Here is an 18,361-nt window from a genome sequence, read left to right as displayed (position 1 = left end):
ATATACAACTCGTGTTCTACTTTCCTTATCAAAAGCAAATTTAATTCCCCATAACACCATAGTTACAGATACAACTATTTGAAGAGCATAGTAATTATTAAGTATTTTTATATAAATTATATTATGTGTAGATAAAAATACGCATATAAGAGTTATTAATGTAGCTAAAACAGAAGTCCAAGCTAAATACATAACTACTTTTTCTGCCTTATCTAAAAATCCTATTGAGGAATTCTTATCCTTATTTTCTACTATCACTTTCCAATTCCTCCTAAAACCATTATCAACATGTAAATTATCTTACACTTATAAACTAGTTTTGTAAAGCTATAAGATAAAATTTACAATAAAGCTTAGTTTTCTTAATATGAGTAACATACTAAATTTCACTGATTTATTTATAGTTAAATCATACTTTCAAATTCTTCCTCATTTATAATTGGTATGTTTAACTCCTTTGCCTTGTTATACTTGCTTCCTGGTTCATCCCCAATTAATACATAAGCTGTTTTCTTACTTACAGATCCTGATACCTTAGCCCCTAGGGACTCTAACTTATCTTTTATACTTGCTCTAGAATAATTCTTAAGACTTCCAGTGACAACTACTGTTTTTCCTTGGAATATATTTCCCTCAGACTGAACATGAGTTTCTTCATACTTAGGGCTAATTCCTAGAGTTAAAAGTTCATTTATAGAATCTTTTATCTTTTCATCTTTAAAGAAATCTATAATACATCTTGCCACTATATCTCCAACATCTTCAACACCTATGAGTTCTTCAAAGTCAGCATTTTGTATATTCTCTAAAGTTTTAAATCTCTTAACTAAATCCTTAGAGGTCTTAACACCAACATTAGGTATTCCTAATGCATATAAGAAAGAATGTAGTTCACAATCTTTACTTTTCTCTATGGCATCTAAAAGATTCTGAGCCTTCTTTTCCCCAAACCTTTCAAGGTTTAAAAGCTCTTCCTTTTTTAACTTATATAAATCACCAAGAGATCTAAGATCCAATTCCTCAAATAGCTGTTCAGCAGTTTTTTCACTAAATCCAGCAATATTCATTGCCTCTCTTGACCCATAATGAACTATACTCTTTACAAGCTGAGGTTTACAAGATAAGGTGTTCTCACAGAAATAATGAGCTCCATTTAGTATAACCTCACTATTACAATAAGGGCAATGACTTGGAGGTTCTATCTCTCTTGTATCCTCCATAGACTCAATTGCTACTCCCATAATCTCTGGTATAACATCATTAGAACGTCTAACAAAAACCTCTGCTCCTATTTTTACCCCTTTTCTTTTTATGTCATCCATATTATTTAATGTAGCTCTTTTTACTGTTACCCCTGCAAGTTCTACTGGCTCTAAAATAGCTGTTGGGCTAACTCTTCCACTTCTTCCCACATTCCACTCTACATCTAAAAGCTTTGTTGTGGTTTCCTGTGCTTCAAACTTATATGCTATAGCCCACTTTGGAAACTTAACAGTATATCCTAGAACTTCTCTTGTTTTCATATCATTTATAGCTATAACCACACCATCTATATCATAATTTAAATCAAATCTTATACTATCTATATAGGATATTTCTTTTTCTATATCTTCCAAGGTAGTACATATCTTTATATAATCATCCATTAAAAAACCTTGATTCTTTATAAAATCTAACATCTCTAAATATGTTTTGAAAGGTGTACCTTCGTTATATCCTACATCATAGAAAAAAGCTGTTAAATTTCTTCTTGCAGTTTCTTTTATGTTTAGATTTCTAAGGGCTCCTGCCGCTCCATTTCTTAAATTCTTAAGTGGAACATCTGAGTTTTTATTGTACTCCTCAAATGCTTCCTTTGTCATAATAGCTTCTCCATGAATTTCAAATAAACTACTATAGTTTATTTTAAGTGGAAGACTCTTTATAGTTTTTGCCTGAAAAGTTATATCTTCTCCAACTTCTCCTGTACCTCTAGTTGCAGCCTTTATCATAATACCTTCTTCATTATAAGTACAGTTTAATGTGAGTCCATCAAACTTTTTAGTCAAGATATAAGTAAGTTCTGGAAGTTTATCTTCATTAGTTTTATTATATTCATTCCAAATTTTTTTATTTCTATTATGCCATTCTTTTATTCCTTCTATACTTTGTGCCTTATCTAAGCTCCAAAGTCTAGCTTTATGAATATGTTTTGAAAACTCTGGTAGAACTCCATCTCCTACCCTTTGAGTTGGAGAATAATCTAAAACAAACCCACTATCTTTTTCTAGAGTTAAAAGTTCATCATACTTCTTATCATATTCTTTGTCACTTATAGAAGGCTTATCTAATACATAGTACTCATAGCTATATCTATTTAGCTCTTCTACTAATTCTTTAATTCTATTTTCTTTCTCTCCCACAGATAACACCTCCAAATTAAAGTACTTCAAGAGGAGCTATGCTAAGTAGTAGCTGCTTAACTCCCATACTATCAAAAGCAATAGTAAGCTTTACATCATCTCCTTGAGGCATAACTGAGACTATAGTTCCAACTCCAAACTTAGAATGCTTAACCTTTCTTCCTGGACTTGCTTCAATTTTTGTAAGAAGGGTACCCCCACTATTTTCCATAGCTTTTTTTATAATCTCTGATGGTGATGATGTCTTTCCTTCAAGGCTACTTCTCCTCATGCTATGAGGGTTTGAATAAGCTTCTCTTCTTGAAGCCTCCATCTTTTTCTCAAAGGTTGATTTTCCTACTACCTGACTTCTTGCATTTACATACTCTTTAAGATTATCAGATATCTCTAATAAGAAATCAGATTGAGGGTAACTTTGGGTTCTTCCATATACCCTTCTAACCTCTGCTGAAGTCATATAAAGAACTTCCTTTGCTCTTGTTATTCCAACATAACATAGCCTTCTTGATTCCTCCATCTCCTTATTATCATTAAAGGACGAATTCCCCGGGAATATTCCATTCTCCATACCAACCATAAATACCGTTGGAAACTCAAGTCCCTTAGCACTATGGACAGTCATAAGTACTACGCTATCAGCATTCTCATCATAGTTATCCACATCTGCAACTAAGGTAGTTTTCTCTAAAAATCCACCAAGAGACTTATCCTCATTAGCAATATCTTTCTCAAAGGCAACCGCTGCTGATACAAGCTCCTCTAAGTTATCTACTCTACTTTGATTCTCTGGATTCTTTGAATCCTTTAGTTCCTTTAAGTATCCTGTAATTTCTAAAATATATTCAATAAAATCTGATACAGGAAGCTGCTCACTCATAATCCTAAGTTCTTCCATAATATCTCTAAACTTACTTATACTACTTATATTTCTTGGGGTAAGGGTAGGAACATTCTCTACTTCTAATACCGCATCATAAAGATTCAATCCTCCATCATTTGAATAAGCCGTTAATTTTTCTACTGTGGCATCTCCTATGCTTCTCTTTGGAACATTTATTATTCTTCTTAAACTTATATCATCTTGAGGATTTGCTATAACCTTTAAATAAGCCATAATATCTTTTATTTCTTTTCTATCGTAGAATTTAAGTCCTCCAATTATTCTATAAGGAATTCCCCTTTTTATAAAAATATCCTCAAAGCTACGTGACTGTGCATTAGTTCTATAAAGTACTGCAAAATCACTAAAGAATTTATTGTCTTTATCCTTTATTCTTTTTATTTCTCTAGCAACAAAATCCGCCTCATCGATTTCTGAATAAGATCTATATAGTTTTATTTTTTCCCCTTTAGGATTTTCTGTTCTAAGTATCTTATCTTTTCTTTCACTATTATTTCTTATAACTTCATTGGCTGCTCTTAATATAGTCTCCATGGATCTATAGTTCTGTTCAAGTTTTACTATTTTAGCTTCTGGATAATCCATCTCAAAATCAAGGATATTTCTTATATCAGCACCCCTCCACTGATAAATGCATTGGTCATCATCTCCAACAACGCAAATATTTTTATGACTAGCTGCTAACATTTTTACAAGTTCATATTGAGCCTTGTTAGTATCTTGATACTCATCTACCATTATGTACTTAAATTTCCTTTGGTAGAATCCTAATACTTCTTCATTAGCTTTAAATAATTCAATGGTTTTAAATATCAAATCATCAAAATCTAAGGCATTATTAGCTTTTAATCTTTTTTGATAAAGCTCGTAAACTTCTCCAATTCTCTTATCTCTAAAGTTATCACTATTCTCTCTTAAAAACTTTGAAGGAGTTATAAGATTATCTTTAGCTTTTCCTATTCGCCCTAGAATCTCCCCCTCATTCATATCCTTATCATTTATATTAAGTTCTGCCATACATTGCTTTATTAATGCCTTTTGATCATAGGTATCGTATATTGTAAAATCTCTTTTATATCCTAAGTTCTCTATTTCTCTTCTAAGTATTCTAACGCAGCTTGAGTGGAAGGTAGATATCCACATTCCCTCTGCCTCTTCTTCTCCTATAAGAGTTTTAACTCTCTCCCTCATCTCTCCTGCTGCTTTATTTGTAAAAGTTATGGCAAGGATTTGAGAAGGGAATATATCTAGATTTTTTATCATATGCGCCATTCTATGGGTTAATACTCTTGTCTTCCCTGAACCTGCCCCTGCAAGTATAAGCACTTGGCCTTCTATTGTTGTTGCTGCTTCATATTGTTCTTTATTAAGTAAAGCCTTTAAATCCACGGGTTCACACTCCTTAAATGAAATTAATTATATATAATTATTTAAGATCTAATTTCTATAACTTTCTTCACTCTATTATATACTAATTATATTATACCAAAAATAAAAAAAATAAAGCTATGGACAAGCCACAGCCATATTATTATTTAAAACTATTTACTTTTTCCAATTTATCCTATCAAATATTATCTTATAACCATCACTACCATAATTTAATGATCTATTAACTCTACTTATGGTTGCAGTACTAGCCCCTGTAGAACTTGCTATATCTAAATATGTTCTTCTTTGCTTTAACATCTTTGCAACTTGAAGTCTCTGCTCTAAAGCTTTTATTTCATTTATAGTACATATGTCATCAAAAAACTTATAGCATTCTTCAATATTCTTCAGACTTAATATTGCTTCAAACAAAAGATCCATTTCATCACTTTCAAATTTTGACTTATAGCTTCCCATATAATCCCCCCCAATTTAGTATATACTTAGATTTTATCACTTCTTTCTAAAATATTCCATAAGAAACTTAGATTTAAGAGCATAAATTGTCAAAAAATAAAAACACAACCCTTGGGGTCAGGTTGTGTTTACCAATAAATAAAAAGGGGGCTATTTATCCTCTTATTTATCTTTCATCTATAATTATAATAAACCTCATGATTGTATGCAAGGAATTTCGCCAATTTCTTTCTTTTTTCTACATTACCATGAATAATTTAATTTCATTAATACATTGTTAATGAAATCCTTATTTCAAAGACATAGTATTAAATATCTTTTAATAAGTTAACTTCCTCATCGGTTAATTCTCTATACTGTCCTTCTTCTAATGTCTCATCTATATCTAAAGGTCCAAATTTTACACGTCTAAGATAAACAACTTTCTTATTTAAACTTTCAAACATTCTTTTAACCTGATGAAACTTTCCTTCCTGTATAGTTACATGAACCTCTGAACCCTCTTCATAATCTCCTAATATCTCAAGGATTCCTGGCATACATTTATATCCATCATCTAAAACTACCCCTTTTTTAAAAGCTTTAATATCATCTTCTGTAACTTTTTTATCTATTCTTGCATAATAAACCTTATCCACATGCCACTTAGGAGAAATTAATCTATGATTTAACTCCCCATCATTAGTAAGTAAAAGAAGTCCTACTGTATCCTTATCTAGTCTCCCAACTGGAAAAGGATTAAATACTGCATCTTCTGGTTCTAGTAAATCTACTACTGTGGAGTCGTATTTATCAAAGGTTGCTGAAATAACTCCATCAGGTTTATTCATCATTAAATATATGTATTTTCTATAAAAAATCTCTTCTCCATCTACCTTAATTATGTCTTTCTCTGGATCTATTTGAAGGCCATTATCCTTAACTTTTTCTCCATTTACTTCTACAGTTCCCTTTTTTACTATGGCCTTTATTTCCTTTCTACTTCCATATCCTAAATTTGAAAGGACTTTATCTAATCTTTCCATAAAACACCTCTTCCTTCTTTAAACTTAAAGATTTTAATACTGTTTTATATTATACCTTTTCCACTAAAGTTTTTATATATGTTGTAAAAATTATAATTTATTTTAATAAAATAATTTTATAATCCTCTATATAGACTTAACTGAATCTTATATAATATTATAATCTTTACACAGCTGAAAGGTAAATTCATTGTTTTTTCTGAATATTTTGTGGATAATCTTAAATTACTATATTTATTTGTGGATAACTTCCCTTTAATACAATAAAAAATTCCTTTAATCACATATAAACTCTCATAGAAAGTTTATCTTAAATAAATTTTTTTCCAAAGTGATATTACATTTTATCAATTCAAAACTTTATAATTACCTACAAATACTTAATCTTAATCTCTTTAAATCATGGTCTGTTATCATTGATTTCACTCTATATAAAATTCATAAAAAAAGAAGAAAAACTTGCAAGCAAATTTTCCTTCATTAATATAAATCTTAAATCTATAGAGTAAAATAAGTACTTAGAAGTTTTTATTACATCTTGTGTAACAAAAACCCTCTATTAGCCTTTCCAGTACTCCATTACTTTCTTTACATGAGTTCTTGTCTCCCATGGTAACTTCCATATATTATCTACAGACTTAACCCCTCTTTTCTGAAGAGTTCCAGGTCCTGCATTATATGCTGCAAGTCCTAGTTCTACATTCCCATCATATAGTCCTATATAGTCTTTTAAATGTCTTGTCCCACCATCAATATTTTCATAAATATCATAAGGATTAGATATATTATATTCTTTAACATTAACAGGCATAAGTTGCATAAGTCCCATGGCTCCTGCATGAGATTTCTCATTAACATTAAAGTTAGACTCTTGCTTTATTAATGCCCATATAAGCTTTCCATCTATTCCATACTTTCTTGATGCATCTTGTATAGCCTTATCTATTTTTTCATTATTACTTGAAGGTATATCTCTAGAAATATTATCTATGTTTTGATAATTCCTAACTAGATCTCCTCTAAAGTTTAAAGAACTATTATTAAGATTTTCTGAACTTAATCCATTTAAGTTTAACATGCTCATTAACTTCTTTGGGTCTTTATCATTCATATTCTTCATTAAAGCCTCTAAAGCTATCTGAAATGCCATACTATCGCCAGTGGACTTTTTCATAGCATTTGTCATAAGCTGAGCCATCATAAACCCTTGTACACTTTCTATGTTCATTATGTTTCTCCTCTCTTAAGTTTATTATATGTTGTAAATTGTTTTATCTGATGGCTACTAACTGTAACACCCCCATCCTCTTAAAAGGTTGAGGTTAACAGTTAATACGCCCCTAGATTAACTCATCTAACCTTTAGATGGTGGAAAGAACACACCATCTGAAGGAAGATTCCTTCTATTTTTCTTTATTCTATTACAGAAATAAACTCATATATATGGTAATCTTCATAAGAAATACTCTTATAAGAACTTTTTGATAACACTAAGACTTTGTATTTCCCTTCTGTATATGGAATAAAAGAATAAAAGTTCTTCTTACTATATCTTTGAACCCTTCTCCATTCTCCATCATGAATTAAATAGAACTCATAAATTACATCCTTTCCTCCCTCTGAGGAAACCTTAAAGTCTACCCCTTCATTACAGATTATCTTATCTTTAGAAGATTTAATTCTTGTGTTTGTAACTGGCAACGCTTCATGTACTACCATGTTAACACTTTTTCTGCAGTCCCACTCTTTATTAGATTTTATGTTCTTTGATATTACCTTAATAGTATATTTCCCACTACATTTAGGAGTAATTTTATATTTAAATTTACTTTCATATTCAGTTTCTTCTACTAAATCATTATTTATATATAATTTGTACTTTACTAATATATTTCGTGTGTTTTGTGCTACAACTTCAATTGAAATTTCATCATTAACTCTATAATATTCCTTTACATCAAAAAGTATATAATCTATATTGCCTGGAACGAATTCCTTCACATCAAAATATAGGATACTTTGTCCATCAAAATCCTTTAGAGAATACTTATCCTTAATTTTTATTTCCATTTTATATTCAGCAGCTTCCTCTGGGGTAAAGTTAACCCAGTTACAACTTCCAAAATCCATATTAGAAACTTCTTTATCACCCTGATATACAATAAAACTGTATTCTGGTTCAATTCCACCTTCAGTAGTTACCTTTACATTTATAGTTTCATCTTTTACGTAATTTTTAGTTTTATCAATAATTACATCCTTTATTCTAAGAGGAATGTAAAACTCCTTATCTATTACATATTCTAATTTACCTAATGCTTCATATTCTCCTTCATAGCTCTTATCCTTTACCATAACTCTTATTTCATAGATTCCCTCATGACTTGGCTTCCATAAGAATTCATTACTATTAATAAATCCGCTATCTATGCTATAGTTACCATCTATTATATATCTATAAATAAGATTATTACCACCCTCTGATAAAACCTTTATATTTATCTCTCTTCCCCTTAATTGTGGAGATGATAAATCCGTTATAATATTTTTTATAATAATATTTTTATAAGGTTTTATTTCATAATTTAAAATAGCCCTATCATCCCATTGCTCCTTAGAATACATATCTTTAGCCATAACTAAAAGCTTATATTCTCCACTTCTCTTCTCAATGTATGATATAACTTTCTTTGATGAATAATCTTGAATTAATGTTATATTACCTTCATGATCTACCTTATAAAACTTGTATAACACCACTCTTGAAGGATCACATTGAGATTCCACTTGAAATATAACTTCTCTATCCACCATTAAATCATCTTGGGTTAGACATCTCAAATCCATTATTTCAACTGGATTTAATGGTTTCACCTTAAATCTTATAGTTTTTCCATCATCAAATTTATTTAAAGAGTTTACTTCCTTAGCTTCTACAAGGATCTCATAATCTCCCTCTTTATTTAAGGTAAATAATAGTATATTATCAGTACAATAATCTCTAATAATTTCCCAAGACCCATCTTGAAGTATCCAATATCTATATAATGTATTATCTCCCCTAGCTGTCACTGTTAATTCTATTTTATCCCCAACTGAGTATTCATTTTTATCACACCTAATATTATCAATTAAAGAAAGACCTTTCTCTCCTATAGAATAGCTAGTCTTACCATAGAAGTCAAAAGGCTTATTACTATTCATTCCCTTACATTGAACCATTACAAAATATTCCCCATCTTTTTTGGGGCTCCACTGAATGCTGTTTTCTTCACTAAAATCATTAAGTGCTTCCCATATTCCAGCTTCTCCTATTAGAAACTTATATAGAGCTCCTTCATCACAAAGAGCTCTTATTTCTATATCTGAATCCTTTTCCTGTGGACTAGGTAAATTAAATTGTATATCTACCTTGTTCATAAACCAAAGCCCCCTAATATTTAAAATAAAAATTTCCCAGTAAATTATATATTTATTATACACTAATTCCATATTTTGTAACAATACTATTTCTGTAAATTATATATGTATGTAAATTTTTCAAAGAATATTCTTCTTACTTAATGTAAAAATATAATAAGGAGGTGATTTGAATGCCAGGATTTACAAAAGGAACTTTCATAGACTATGATCTTGAAGATGAGGAAGAAAAATTTAAAAAATTAGAATCTATTCCTTCTAATATGCCACCTTATGATCAAAGAATAGATAACGGTATTTTATTTCCTGAAATACCACATACTATCTCTAATCATATAGAAAGAAGGTAAAACTTTAAATTTATACGGTTAATATATTTAAAATCAAAAATATAAATAACTTTTATGTTTAAAAATAAAAAAGCTGGATTATTCTCCAGCTTTTTTTTGTATTAGTATCTTTAAATTATTATAAAGTCTTTCATCATCTTCTGAGGTTCTTTTCTTTGGACCTTTAGTTCTTCCTCCACATCTTCTAACTTTACTTCCCATATGTCTCTCAAATAAAAGTCTATCCATGTTACTATTATTAAAGATATATCCCTTAGGACTTATGGAATAGGCTCCTTTGGATAAAACCATAGCTGCCACTCCAAAGTCTTGAGTCACAACTATATCTCCAGATTTACATTGATTAAAAACTTCCATATCCACACTTTGAAAGGAAGGATCTATATATTTAACCTCTCCGTAATTAAGAGTTATGCTATGGTTATAACTACAAAATAGCTTAAGTTGTATGTTAAACTCTTTAGATATTTTATCTATAACATCTTTTCCTGCACATCCATCTCCATCTACAATAATTCTCATATTATAGTCTTTCTTCAAGGTCCTTCTTTAAATCTTCAAAACCTGGTTTTCCAAGTAATGCAAACATGTTTTTCTTATAAGCCTCAACTCCTGGTTGATCAAAAGGATTTACCCCAAGAATATATCCACTTATTCCACATGCCTTCTCAAAGAAGTATACTAAATATCCGAAATAATATGGTGAAAGTTCTGGAACATTTAATATTATATTTGGAACTCCTCCATCATTATGAGCAAGAACTGTTCCTTGGAAAGCCTTCTCATTTACAAACTCTACTGATTTTCCTTTTAAAAAGTTTAATCCATCTAGATTATCTTCTGTTTCTTCAATTATAAGTTCTCTTTTTGCCTTCTCTACATTTATTACAGTTTCAAATAAGTTTCTTGATCCTTCTTGTATAAATTGTCCCATGGAATGAAGATCTGTTGAAAAATCAACTGCTGCTGGGAATATTCCTTTATTATCCTTACCTTCACTTTCTCCATATAACTGTTTCCACCACTCTCCAAAGTAATGAAGATAAAGTGGCTCATAGTTTACAAGGACTTCTATATTTTTTCCCTTTCTATAAAGAGCATTTCTAGTTGCTGCATATTTATAGCAATCATTCTCTTCTATATTAGGACTATTATAAGCCTCTCTAGCTTCCTTGGCCCCTCTCATTATTTCATCTATATCTATTCCTGACGCAGCTATAGGTAAAAGTCCTACTGCTGTTAAAACTGAGAATCTTCCTCCCACATCATCTGGAATTACAAATGTTTCATATCCTTCACTATCTGCAAGAGTTTTTAAAGCTCCCTTTTCTTTATCAGTGGTTGCAAATATTCTTTCTCTTGCCTCTTCTTTTCCATATTTCTTCTCCATATAATCCTTTAATATTCTAAAGGCAATTGCTGGTTCTGTGGTAGTTCCTGATTTAGATATAACATTAACAGATATATCTAATCCCTCAACAGCATCTAAAAGTTCATTTAAGTAAGTTGAGCTTATATTATTTCCTGCAAAGAATACCTTAGGTGCATTTCTCTTTTCCTTAGATATTACATTAAAGAAGGAGTGGTTAAGCATTTCTATTGCTGCTCTTGCTCCTAAATAAGATCCACCTATTCCTATAACTATTAAAACATCAGAATTTTTCTTTATTTTTTCTGATGCCTTTTTTATTCTTTCAAATTCATCTTTATCATAATTCTCTGGAAGGTCTACCCATCCTAAAAAGTCACTTCCTGCTCCACTTTTTTCATGGAGCATATTATGTGCTTCTTTTACCATTGGAGCCATATACTCTAATTCTTGCTGTGACATAAAATTCTTTACTTTTGATAAATCAAGATTTAATTTCTTCATCCTTATACCTCCATTTAACTTCAATATGATTTTATATTCAATTTTAAAGTCTTTTATTCCTTTTTTTATTTTGCCTATTTTTAAATTATTTATAGATAAAACCCTTAAAAGGTTTTAAAACCTGTAAAATAAAATAACTCCTACTTAGAAAGTAAGAGTTAAATATTTTATCCTCCCATTAGAACATGTACAATAAACCAAAGTAATACTGCCCAGATTGCAAATGCTATAAGTACCATTGGTAAAAGTATAGAATATTGTGCAAGAACTATTGCAATAAAATCTTTAAAAGGTAATTTCTCTTTCTTGCCTTCTTGATTATCTAAAAAATTATTATACATTTATAAATCACTACCTTTCTTTTAACTGTAAAACTTTATGCTTTTTATAATCTTACAATTAGTTAAAGACATATTTAAAATTGATATGTAAATCTATGATTATAAGTTTTTATTATGTACAACTGTTTTATAAAAGGCCCTTGTAAAATAAATTTCACAAGAGCCCTATATTAATAAAATTCTTGATCTATTACTTTACTAAATGACAAGCTACAAAGTGCTCATTTCCCATGTTTTTATATTCTGGAATTTCATTCTTACATATATCCATAGTATATGGACATCTTGTATGAAATTTACATCCAGACGGTGGTTTTGCAGGGGATGGTATATCTCCTGTTAATATTATTCTGTCTCTCTTTAATGTAGGGTCTGGTATAGGTACCGCTGATAGTAACGCCTTTGTATATGGATGAAGAGGATTATCATATAACTCATTTTTAGGAGCAAGTTCTATTAAAGATCCTAAATACATAACCCCAATCCTATGAGATATATGCTTTACAACACTTAAATCATGAGATATAAACAAATATGAAAACCCATAATTTTCTTGAGATTCCATAAGCAGGTTTATAATTTGAGATTGTATAGAAACATCTAGAGCTGAAACTGGTTCATCTGCTACTATAAACTCTGGATTTAAAACAAGAGCTCTTGCAATACCAATTCTTTGTCTTTGTCCCCCTGAGAATTCATGGGGATATCTTCTAATATGATAGGGTGCAAGTCCACATATATTCATGATTTCTAAAACTTTCTGAGTTACATCATGCTTTGTTGCAAATTTATGCTCTATTAAAGACTCACCTATAATCTCCCCAACGGTCATTCTTGGATTTAATGAACTATATGGGTCTTGGAATATTATCTGCATCTTAGGTCTCATTTTCCTAATTTCTTCTTTTTTTAAGGAATGAAGATCTACCCCATTAAACTCTACTTTCCCTTCAGTCTTCTCTAAAAGTCTTAAAATAGTTCTTCCTGCGGTAGACTTTCCGCAGCCTGATTCTCCAACAATTCCTAAGGTTTCACCCTTTTTTATCTCAAAAGAAATCCCATCCACTGCCTTTACGTATCCAACAGTCCTTTGAATAACCCCTGCCCTAATAGGAAAATACTTTTTTAAATTTTCTACTTTTAATATTGTTTCCTTTGCCATTTATTTTCCCCCCTCATAAAGCCAGCAAGCTACCTTATGTCCTGGTTCTGCTTCAAATAAAGGTGGTATCTCTTGCCTACACTTATCAAAAGCCTGATCACATCTATCACAGAAGTAACAATAATCTGGCATTCCTATTGGATTTGGTACTTGTCCTTTTATTGAATATAGCTTTTTTTCACCCTGATTACTATTTAGAGAAGGCTTCGATTTTAGAAGTCCCTTAGTGTAAGGATGCATAGGATTTTTAAATATTTCATAAACAGTGGACTCTTCTGCCACCTTTCCTGCATACATAACAACAACATAATCACACATCTCTGCCACAACTCCAAGATCATGGGTTATAAGCATTATTGAGGTATTAAGTTTACTCTTAATGTTTCTCATAAGGTCAAGAATCTGAGCTTGGATTGTAACATCAAGGGCAGTAGTTGGCTCATCAGCTATTAAAAGCTTTGGGTTACATGATAGTGCCATAGCTATCATTACTCTTTGTCTCATACCTCCTGATAATTCATGAGGATAGGAATCTACTATTTCACTAGCTCTTGGTATTCCAACAAGATTTATCATCTCTATTGCCTTTTCTCTTGCCTCAGCCTTTGAAAGCTTTTGGTGAAGTATTACAGCCTCTGATATTTGATCTCCTACGGTAAATACTGGGTTTAAAGAGGTCATAGGTTCTTGGAAAATAACGGACATATTATTTCCTCTTATGTTCATAAGTTCATTCTCTGATAGAGAGAGAATACTTTTTCCCTCAAATAATATATCTCCATCCACTATTTTTCCTGGTGGACTCGGAATAAGTCTCATAAGTGACATAGATGTTACTGACTTTCCACATCCTGATTCCCCAACTATTCCTACAGTTTCTCCCTCTTTTATTTTAAAGCTCACATCATTAACAGCCTTTACAATACCGTCTTCTGTATAAAAGTATGTTTTTAAGTTCTTAAATTCCACTAACGTTTTTGCCATGGTTCCCCCTCCTTACTTCTTAAGCTTTGGATCTATTGCATCTCTTAATCCATCACCTAATAGGTTAATACCAATAACAGTTAAGAATATGCACACTCCAGGTGGTACCCAAAGCCAAATCCTATTCTTAAGATTGTAAAGTTTGTTTACTTCTTGAATTAGATTACCCCAAGTAGGAGTAGGTGGAATAACTCCTAGCCCTAAATAGCTTAAACCAGATTCTTGTAATATAGTTCCTCCAAGACCTAAGGTAGCAGAAACTATTACAATAGGTATTATATTTGGTAATATATGTTTAAACATCTTTCTTCTATCCCTTAGTCCAGCTGCATCTGCTGCCTGCATATATTCCTGCTCTCTTATGGTAAGAACTTGTCCCCTAACCAGTCTACAAAGCCCTGTCCATGATAAAAATCCTAGTATAAACATAACTATATATATTCTATTCTCAGGGTTAGTGTTCATATCAGAAAGAACAGCCGCCAAGATTATTAGAAGAGGAAAATTTGGTATACTCATGATAATATCAACTATTCTCATAATAATATTATCTACAATCTTACCATAATAACCTGCTGCTATACCTAGTGTTGTTCCTAAAGTTATTTGTATAATAACTGCCACAACTCCTACAAATAGAGATGTTCTTCCTCCAACCATAGTTCTAAGTAATACGTCTCTCCCTAGGTTATCAGTTCCAAGTAAAAATCTTGAAGAAGGAGCTTCAAATTTCCCTCCAACGAAGGCATATGCATCATAGCCCCTTATAGCACCATAGATTACGGGTCCAATTGTTGATAAAAGTATCATAGTTATAAGTATTATAAGACCAGTAATAGCCAGTCTATTCTTTTTAAGCCTTTTCCAAACCACCTTCCATGGTGATTCTATTTTTTCTTTGTTATCCTTTAAAACAATTTTTTTATCTATATTAAGATTTTTATTTTCACTCATAATTGCCCCCCCTCTACTTCAGTCTAATTCTTGGGTCTACTAAAGCATAACTTATATCCGCTATTAGATTCCCCATTAAAGTTAAAACTGCAAGTAAAACTTGGAATCCCATAAGCAATGGATAATCTCTTGCATGTATAGCCTCTATGGAGATTTTACCTATACCAGGCCATCCAAAAACCTGTTCCGTAAGTATAGCTCCTCCAAAAAGTCCTGGAAGAGACATTCCTAGTATTGTAACTATAGGAATTAATGCATTCCTTAGTCCATGCTTATATATTACTATCTTCTCCCTAAGTCCTTTAGAACGCGCTGTTCTCATATAATCCTGTCTTATAACCTCAAGCATAGCAGTTCTTGTATATCTCATAAGGCCTGCTAAAGACCCTAATGTCAATACTGTTGTTGGAAGAATCATATGCGTTACTACATCCATAAAATCTTGAAAACCTGTATACCCCATTCCCGCACTTCTCATCCCAGAAACCGGTAATACACCTAAGTCTAAAGCAAAAACTTTTATAAGTACCATACCGAAGAAAAAGGAAGGTACGGATATTCCAAAAAGAGCAAACACCGTAAAAAATTTATCAAAACCTGAATATTGCTTTGTTGCAGATATGACCCCAATGGGTACTGCAATTATAGTTCCTAATATAAATGATGCAATAGATAGATAGAAAGAATTCCAAACATAGGCTCCAATAACATCTGAAACATCCATTCTATGCTTTATGGATTTTCCAAAATCAAATTGGACAGCTTTCTTTGCCCAGTTTATATATCTCTCTACTGGATTCCCTACTAACCCATATTGTTTCTTCATTTCCATCATTCTTTCGTGAGAAAGGCTAGGATCTTGTATATTGTCTACAGCATCTCCTGGAGCCATAGCAAAAATTATAAAAAGTAGAAATGATATACCAATAAGAACTGGTATCATTTCAAGTAGTCTTCTAGCTATATACTGTCTCATGATATTCCCCCATTCCTTTAAATTTTTAAAATACACCCAAGGGGTTTCCCTTGGGTATAGTATAATCCAAACTACTCAGTGAGCTCCATTTCATGTATATTCACTGTATATTCACTAAAAGGCTCATCCTGGAAATTTTTAATTCTAGAGCTTAATGCATATCCGTTACTTCTTTGATAAATATATATATATGGTAAATCCTTATTAAGTTCTGTATAAAGCTCCTTGTATATTTCTTTTCTCTTCTCTAGATCAAACTCTTCAAGTCCTTTTCTCATTATTTCATCAACCTTAGGATTTGAATATCCAATATCATTTTGCATTCCCTTTGATGTAAATAAATTCGTAGAGTCTGGCTCTGGAGTAAGACCCCATGCAGCAAAATACATGTCATATTCTGCATTTGGTTTTCCTTGTTTAGCATCAAGTATCTTCTTTCTTAAAGTGGTGAAATCTAACTGCTCAGCAGTAAACTCTATTCCAAGCTCCTCATAATTCTTCTTTGCTACTGGAATCATTGATGCTGCAACCTCATTGTCTGCTGTTTGAAGGAATTTCAATGTGAATATTTTTCCATCCTTTTCAAGCTTACCATTACTATTCTTCTTCCATCCTGCTTCCTCTAAAAGCTTTTGAGCTTTTTCTTTATCATACTTATACTCTTCCATTTTCACATCCTTTGGATAAGCCCAAGAAATCTTAGCCTGTGGAACATTCATAGGTTCAGCATAAGGACCGTATATATTCTTAACAATTTCCTCTCTATTTAATCCATAGGTTAAAGCCTGACGAACCTTAACATCTTTAAGTTTAGAGTCTCCAAGTTGATTTAGTCCAATATATCCATACCCATTGAATGGATAGTAGTGGATATTTAAATATTCCATTCCCTGTATTTGTTCTACATTATCCTCGTCTATGGTTACGTTTGCCATATCAATTTCTCCAGACTCTAGTTGAGCTAGAACAGTTTTATCCGTAGTCACCTTATATATGACATTTTCTATCTTAGGCTTTCCCTTAAAGTAGTTTTCATTTGCCTTTAATACCACTTCTTGCCCTTCCTTAAAGCTTACAAACTTATAAGGTCCTGAGTTCACTTCTGGTTTTCTATGAAGATCTTCTACTAAATTAGCTGAACCTTGCTTATATACCTGTCCATAATAATGACTTGGCATTGGAGCAACCCCTAACATTCTCTCAGTCTTTGCAGTTGGTTTACCCACAGTAAACTCTATGGTTTGCTTGTCTATTTTCTTAATACCTGCTATATTATCTGCTTTTCCATCCTTATAATCTCTCCAGCCTACAAGGTCAAGGGTTGGCATATCTGCTCTTCCTGTATAGGTGCCATCACAATATATCTTAAAAGCTAACTCTATATCATCTGTGGTTATAGGCTTTCCATCACTCCACTTTAATCCATCCTTAAGTTTAACAGTATATTTCTTTCCATCCTCGGATACCTTTGGAAGTTCTGCTAAATGCTCCTTAAGTGATCCATCTTTTTCTGTTATAAAAAGCCCTGAAAACATTAATTCATTTATTTCTACATCATAAGATGATGTAGCATACAATGGATTAAGTATGCCATCTGGTGCATTTATACCAATTATCATGGTGCCCTTTCTATTCTTAGCAGCCTCTGGAATTTTACTAGGATCTGAAGCCGCTAAAGTTTTTATCTCTATTTTTGACTGGTCTTCTTGTTTTTTATCCCCACCCGGCTTCTTAGAGTCGCTGTCACCACTTCCACAAGCAGTTAAAGCAACAGATAATGTCATTAATCCTGCCATGGTAGCCATAATTTTTTTCTTATTCATACTTAAATATCCCCCTCTTTAAAAATGTTTATTAATTAAAGATTTATATAAATATTGCTATATGAGACTTTAAGGTAAATTTCAGTTTATCCATGGTTATTAAAAAATTATAAATAGTCCTTAAAACTTATGAATAATCTTACTTTTATATTTAAAACCTTATAAAGCAATATAAACAACTACCTTCGTTTTAATTTTCAGTAAATTGATATTTATAATTACTTATAGTTCACCTTATGGGATATTATAATTTATAAGTAATTATATGTAAATACTATTTGTGTAAAATTAGTTAATTTTAT

At 31.4% G+C, this 18,361-nt stretch carries 15 protein-coding genes and 1 pseudogene; 1 reads left to right on the top strand and 15 read right to left on the bottom strand.

Going from position 1 to position 18,361, the window contains the following annotated elements; translation table 11 throughout:
- From AB2369_RS03550 to AB2369_RS03520, 7 genes and pseudogenes are all read right to left on the bottom strand, one after another.
- A pseudogene (locus tag AB2369_RS03550) lies at positions 1-258 on the bottom strand (hypothetical protein); the annotation flags it as partial.
- A 146-nt stretch (positions 259-404) separates the two neighbouring features.
- Entirely contained in the window at positions 405-2,402 is a 1,998-nt protein-coding gene (ligA, locus tag AB2369_RS03545; protein WP_367665096.1) for an NAD-dependent DNA ligase LigA, read from the bottom strand.
- 16 nt (positions 2,403-2,418) lie between these two features.
- Positions 2,419-4,692 (bottom strand): DNA helicase PcrA, encoded by a 2,274-nt coding sequence (gene pcrA / locus AB2369_RS03540; protein ID WP_367665095.1) that lies wholly within the window; start codon positions 4,690-4,692, stop codon positions 2,419-2,421.
- Positions 4,693-4,848: 156 nt separating this feature from the next.
- The gene (locus tag AB2369_RS03535) at positions 4,849-5,151 is read right to left on the bottom strand and encodes a YerC/YecD family TrpR-related protein (protein WP_367665094.1); all 303 of its coding nucleotides are present in this window, start codon (positions 5,149-5,151) and stop codon (positions 4,849-4,851) included.
- 308 nt (positions 5,152-5,459) lie between these two features.
- Positions 5,460-6,176, bottom strand: coding sequence for a pseudouridine synthase (locus tag AB2369_RS03530; RefSeq protein ID WP_367665093.1), 717 nt, complete (start codon positions 6,174-6,176; stop codon positions 5,460-5,462).
- Positions 6,177-6,735: 559 nt separating this feature from the next.
- A complete protein-coding gene (locus AB2369_RS03525; protein ID WP_367665092.1) occupies positions 6,736-7,404 on the bottom strand; it encodes a lytic transglycosylase domain-containing protein in 669 nt (222 codons plus the stop codon).
- Between the two features lie 185 nt (positions 7,405-7,589).
- Positions 7,590-9,596, bottom strand: a complete 2,007-nt coding sequence (locus tag AB2369_RS03520; protein ID WP_367665091.1) for a triple tyrosine motif-containing protein — start codon at positions 9,594-9,596, stop codon at positions 7,590-7,592.
- A gap of 173 nt (positions 9,597-9,769) precedes the next feature.
- Between AB2369_RS03520 and AB2369_RS03515 the strand changes: the two genes are divergently transcribed.
- Positions 9,770-9,946, top strand: coding sequence for a hypothetical protein (locus tag AB2369_RS03515; protein WP_367665090.1), 177 nt, complete (start codon positions 9,770-9,772; stop codon positions 9,944-9,946).
- A gap of 78 nt (positions 9,947-10,024) precedes the next feature.
- Here AB2369_RS03515 and AB2369_RS03510 read toward each other — a convergent pair whose 3' ends face one another.
- The 8 genes from AB2369_RS03510 to AB2369_RS03475 form a co-directional block, all read right to left on the bottom strand.
- Positions 10,025-10,468, bottom strand: a complete 444-nt coding sequence (locus tag AB2369_RS03510; RefSeq protein WP_367665089.1) for a YaiI/YqxD family protein — start codon at positions 10,466-10,468, stop codon at positions 10,025-10,027.
- Between the two features lies 1 nt (position 10,469).
- Positions 10,470-11,819 (bottom strand): glucose-6-phosphate isomerase, encoded by a 1,350-nt coding sequence (locus tag AB2369_RS03505; RefSeq protein ID WP_367665088.1) that lies wholly within the window; start codon positions 11,817-11,819, stop codon positions 10,470-10,472.
- A 167-nt stretch (positions 11,820-11,986) separates the two neighbouring features.
- Complete coding sequence (locus AB2369_RS03500) at positions 11,987-12,160, bottom strand: hypothetical protein (RefSeq protein ID WP_367665087.1); 174 nt, start codon at positions 12,158-12,160, stop codon at positions 11,987-11,989.
- Between the two features lie 190 nt (positions 12,161-12,350).
- Positions 12,351-13,322: an ABC transporter ATP-binding protein gene (locus tag AB2369_RS03495; protein WP_367665086.1), complete on the bottom strand. Its 972-nt coding sequence runs from the start codon at positions 13,320-13,322 to the stop codon at positions 12,351-12,353.
- Positions 13,323-14,306, bottom strand: coding sequence for an ABC transporter ATP-binding protein (locus tag AB2369_RS03490; protein ID WP_367665085.1), 984 nt, complete (start codon positions 14,304-14,306; stop codon positions 13,323-13,325).
- A gap of 12 nt (positions 14,307-14,318) precedes the next feature.
- Positions 14,319-15,260 (bottom strand): oligopeptide ABC transporter permease, encoded by a 942-nt coding sequence (gene opp4C / locus AB2369_RS03485; RefSeq protein ID WP_367665084.1) that lies wholly within the window; start codon positions 15,258-15,260, stop codon positions 14,319-14,321.
- A gap of 13 nt (positions 15,261-15,273) precedes the next feature.
- Positions 15,274-16,236 (bottom strand): ABC transporter permease, encoded by a 963-nt coding sequence (locus AB2369_RS03480; protein WP_367665083.1) that lies wholly within the window; start codon positions 16,234-16,236, stop codon positions 15,274-15,276.
- 71 nt (positions 16,237-16,307) lie between these two features.
- Positions 16,308-18,059, bottom strand: coding sequence for an ABC transporter substrate-binding protein (locus tag AB2369_RS03475; protein ID WP_367665082.1), 1,752 nt, complete (start codon positions 18,057-18,059; stop codon positions 16,308-16,310).
- Between the last annotated feature and the right edge of the window lie 302 nt (positions 18,060-18,361).

Origin of the sequence: Clostridium sp. (genome assembly GCF_040797585.1) — a bacterium.
In the GTDB taxonomy this organism is placed as follows: domain Bacteria; phylum Bacillota; class Clostridia; order Clostridiales; family Clostridiaceae; genus Clostridium_Z.
Note: the sequence above shows the minus strand (reverse complement) of the source record. Positions and strands in the feature narration are given on the sequence as shown.

Excerpts from the sequence above, each read along its gene's own strand:
- AB2369_RS03535 (WP_367665094.1), bottom strand. The coding sequence starts at position 5,151 with ATGGGAAGCTATAAGTCAAAATTTGAAAGTGATGAAATGGATCTTTTG.
- AB2369_RS03530 (WP_367665093.1), bottom strand. The coding sequence starts at position 6,176 with ATGGAAAGATTAGATAAAGTCCTTTCAAATTTAGGATATGGAAGTAGA.
- AB2369_RS03525 (WP_367665092.1), bottom strand. The coding sequence starts at position 7,404 with ATGAACATAGAAAGTGTACAAGGGTTTATGATGGCTCAGCTTATGACA.
- AB2369_RS03520 (WP_367665091.1), bottom strand. The coding sequence starts at position 9,596 with ATGAACAAGGTAGATATACAATTTAATTTACCTAGTCCACAGGAAAAG.
- AB2369_RS03515 (WP_367665090.1), top strand. The coding sequence starts at position 9,770 with ATGCCAGGATTTACAAAAGGAACTTTCATAGACTATGATCTTGAAGAT.
- AB2369_RS03510 (WP_367665089.1), bottom strand. The coding sequence starts at position 10,468 with ATGAGAATTATTGTAGATGGAGATGGATGTGCAGGAAAAGATGTTATA.
- AB2369_RS03505 (WP_367665088.1), bottom strand. The coding sequence starts at position 11,819 with ATGAAGAAATTAAATCTTGATTTATCAAAAGTAAAGAATTTTATGTCA.
- AB2369_RS03500 (WP_367665087.1), bottom strand. The coding sequence starts at position 12,160 with ATGTATAATAATTTTTTAGATAATCAAGAAGGCAAGAAAGAGAAATTA.
- AB2369_RS03495 (WP_367665086.1), bottom strand. The coding sequence starts at position 13,322 with ATGGCAAAGGAAACAATATTAAAAGTAGAAAATTTAAAAAAGTATTTT.
- AB2369_RS03490 (WP_367665085.1), bottom strand. The coding sequence starts at position 14,306 with ATGGCAAAAACGTTAGTGGAATTTAAGAACTTAAAAACATACTTTTAT.
- opp4C (WP_367665084.1), bottom strand. The coding sequence starts at position 15,260 with ATGAGTGAAAATAAAAATCTTAATATAGATAAAAAAATTGTTTTAAAG.
- AB2369_RS03480 (WP_367665083.1), bottom strand. The coding sequence starts at position 16,236 with ATGAGACAGTATATAGCTAGAAGACTACTTGAAATGATACCAGTTCTT.
- AB2369_RS03475 (WP_367665082.1), bottom strand. The coding sequence starts at position 18,059 with ATGAATAAGAAAAAAATTATGGCTACCATGGCAGGATTAATGACATTA.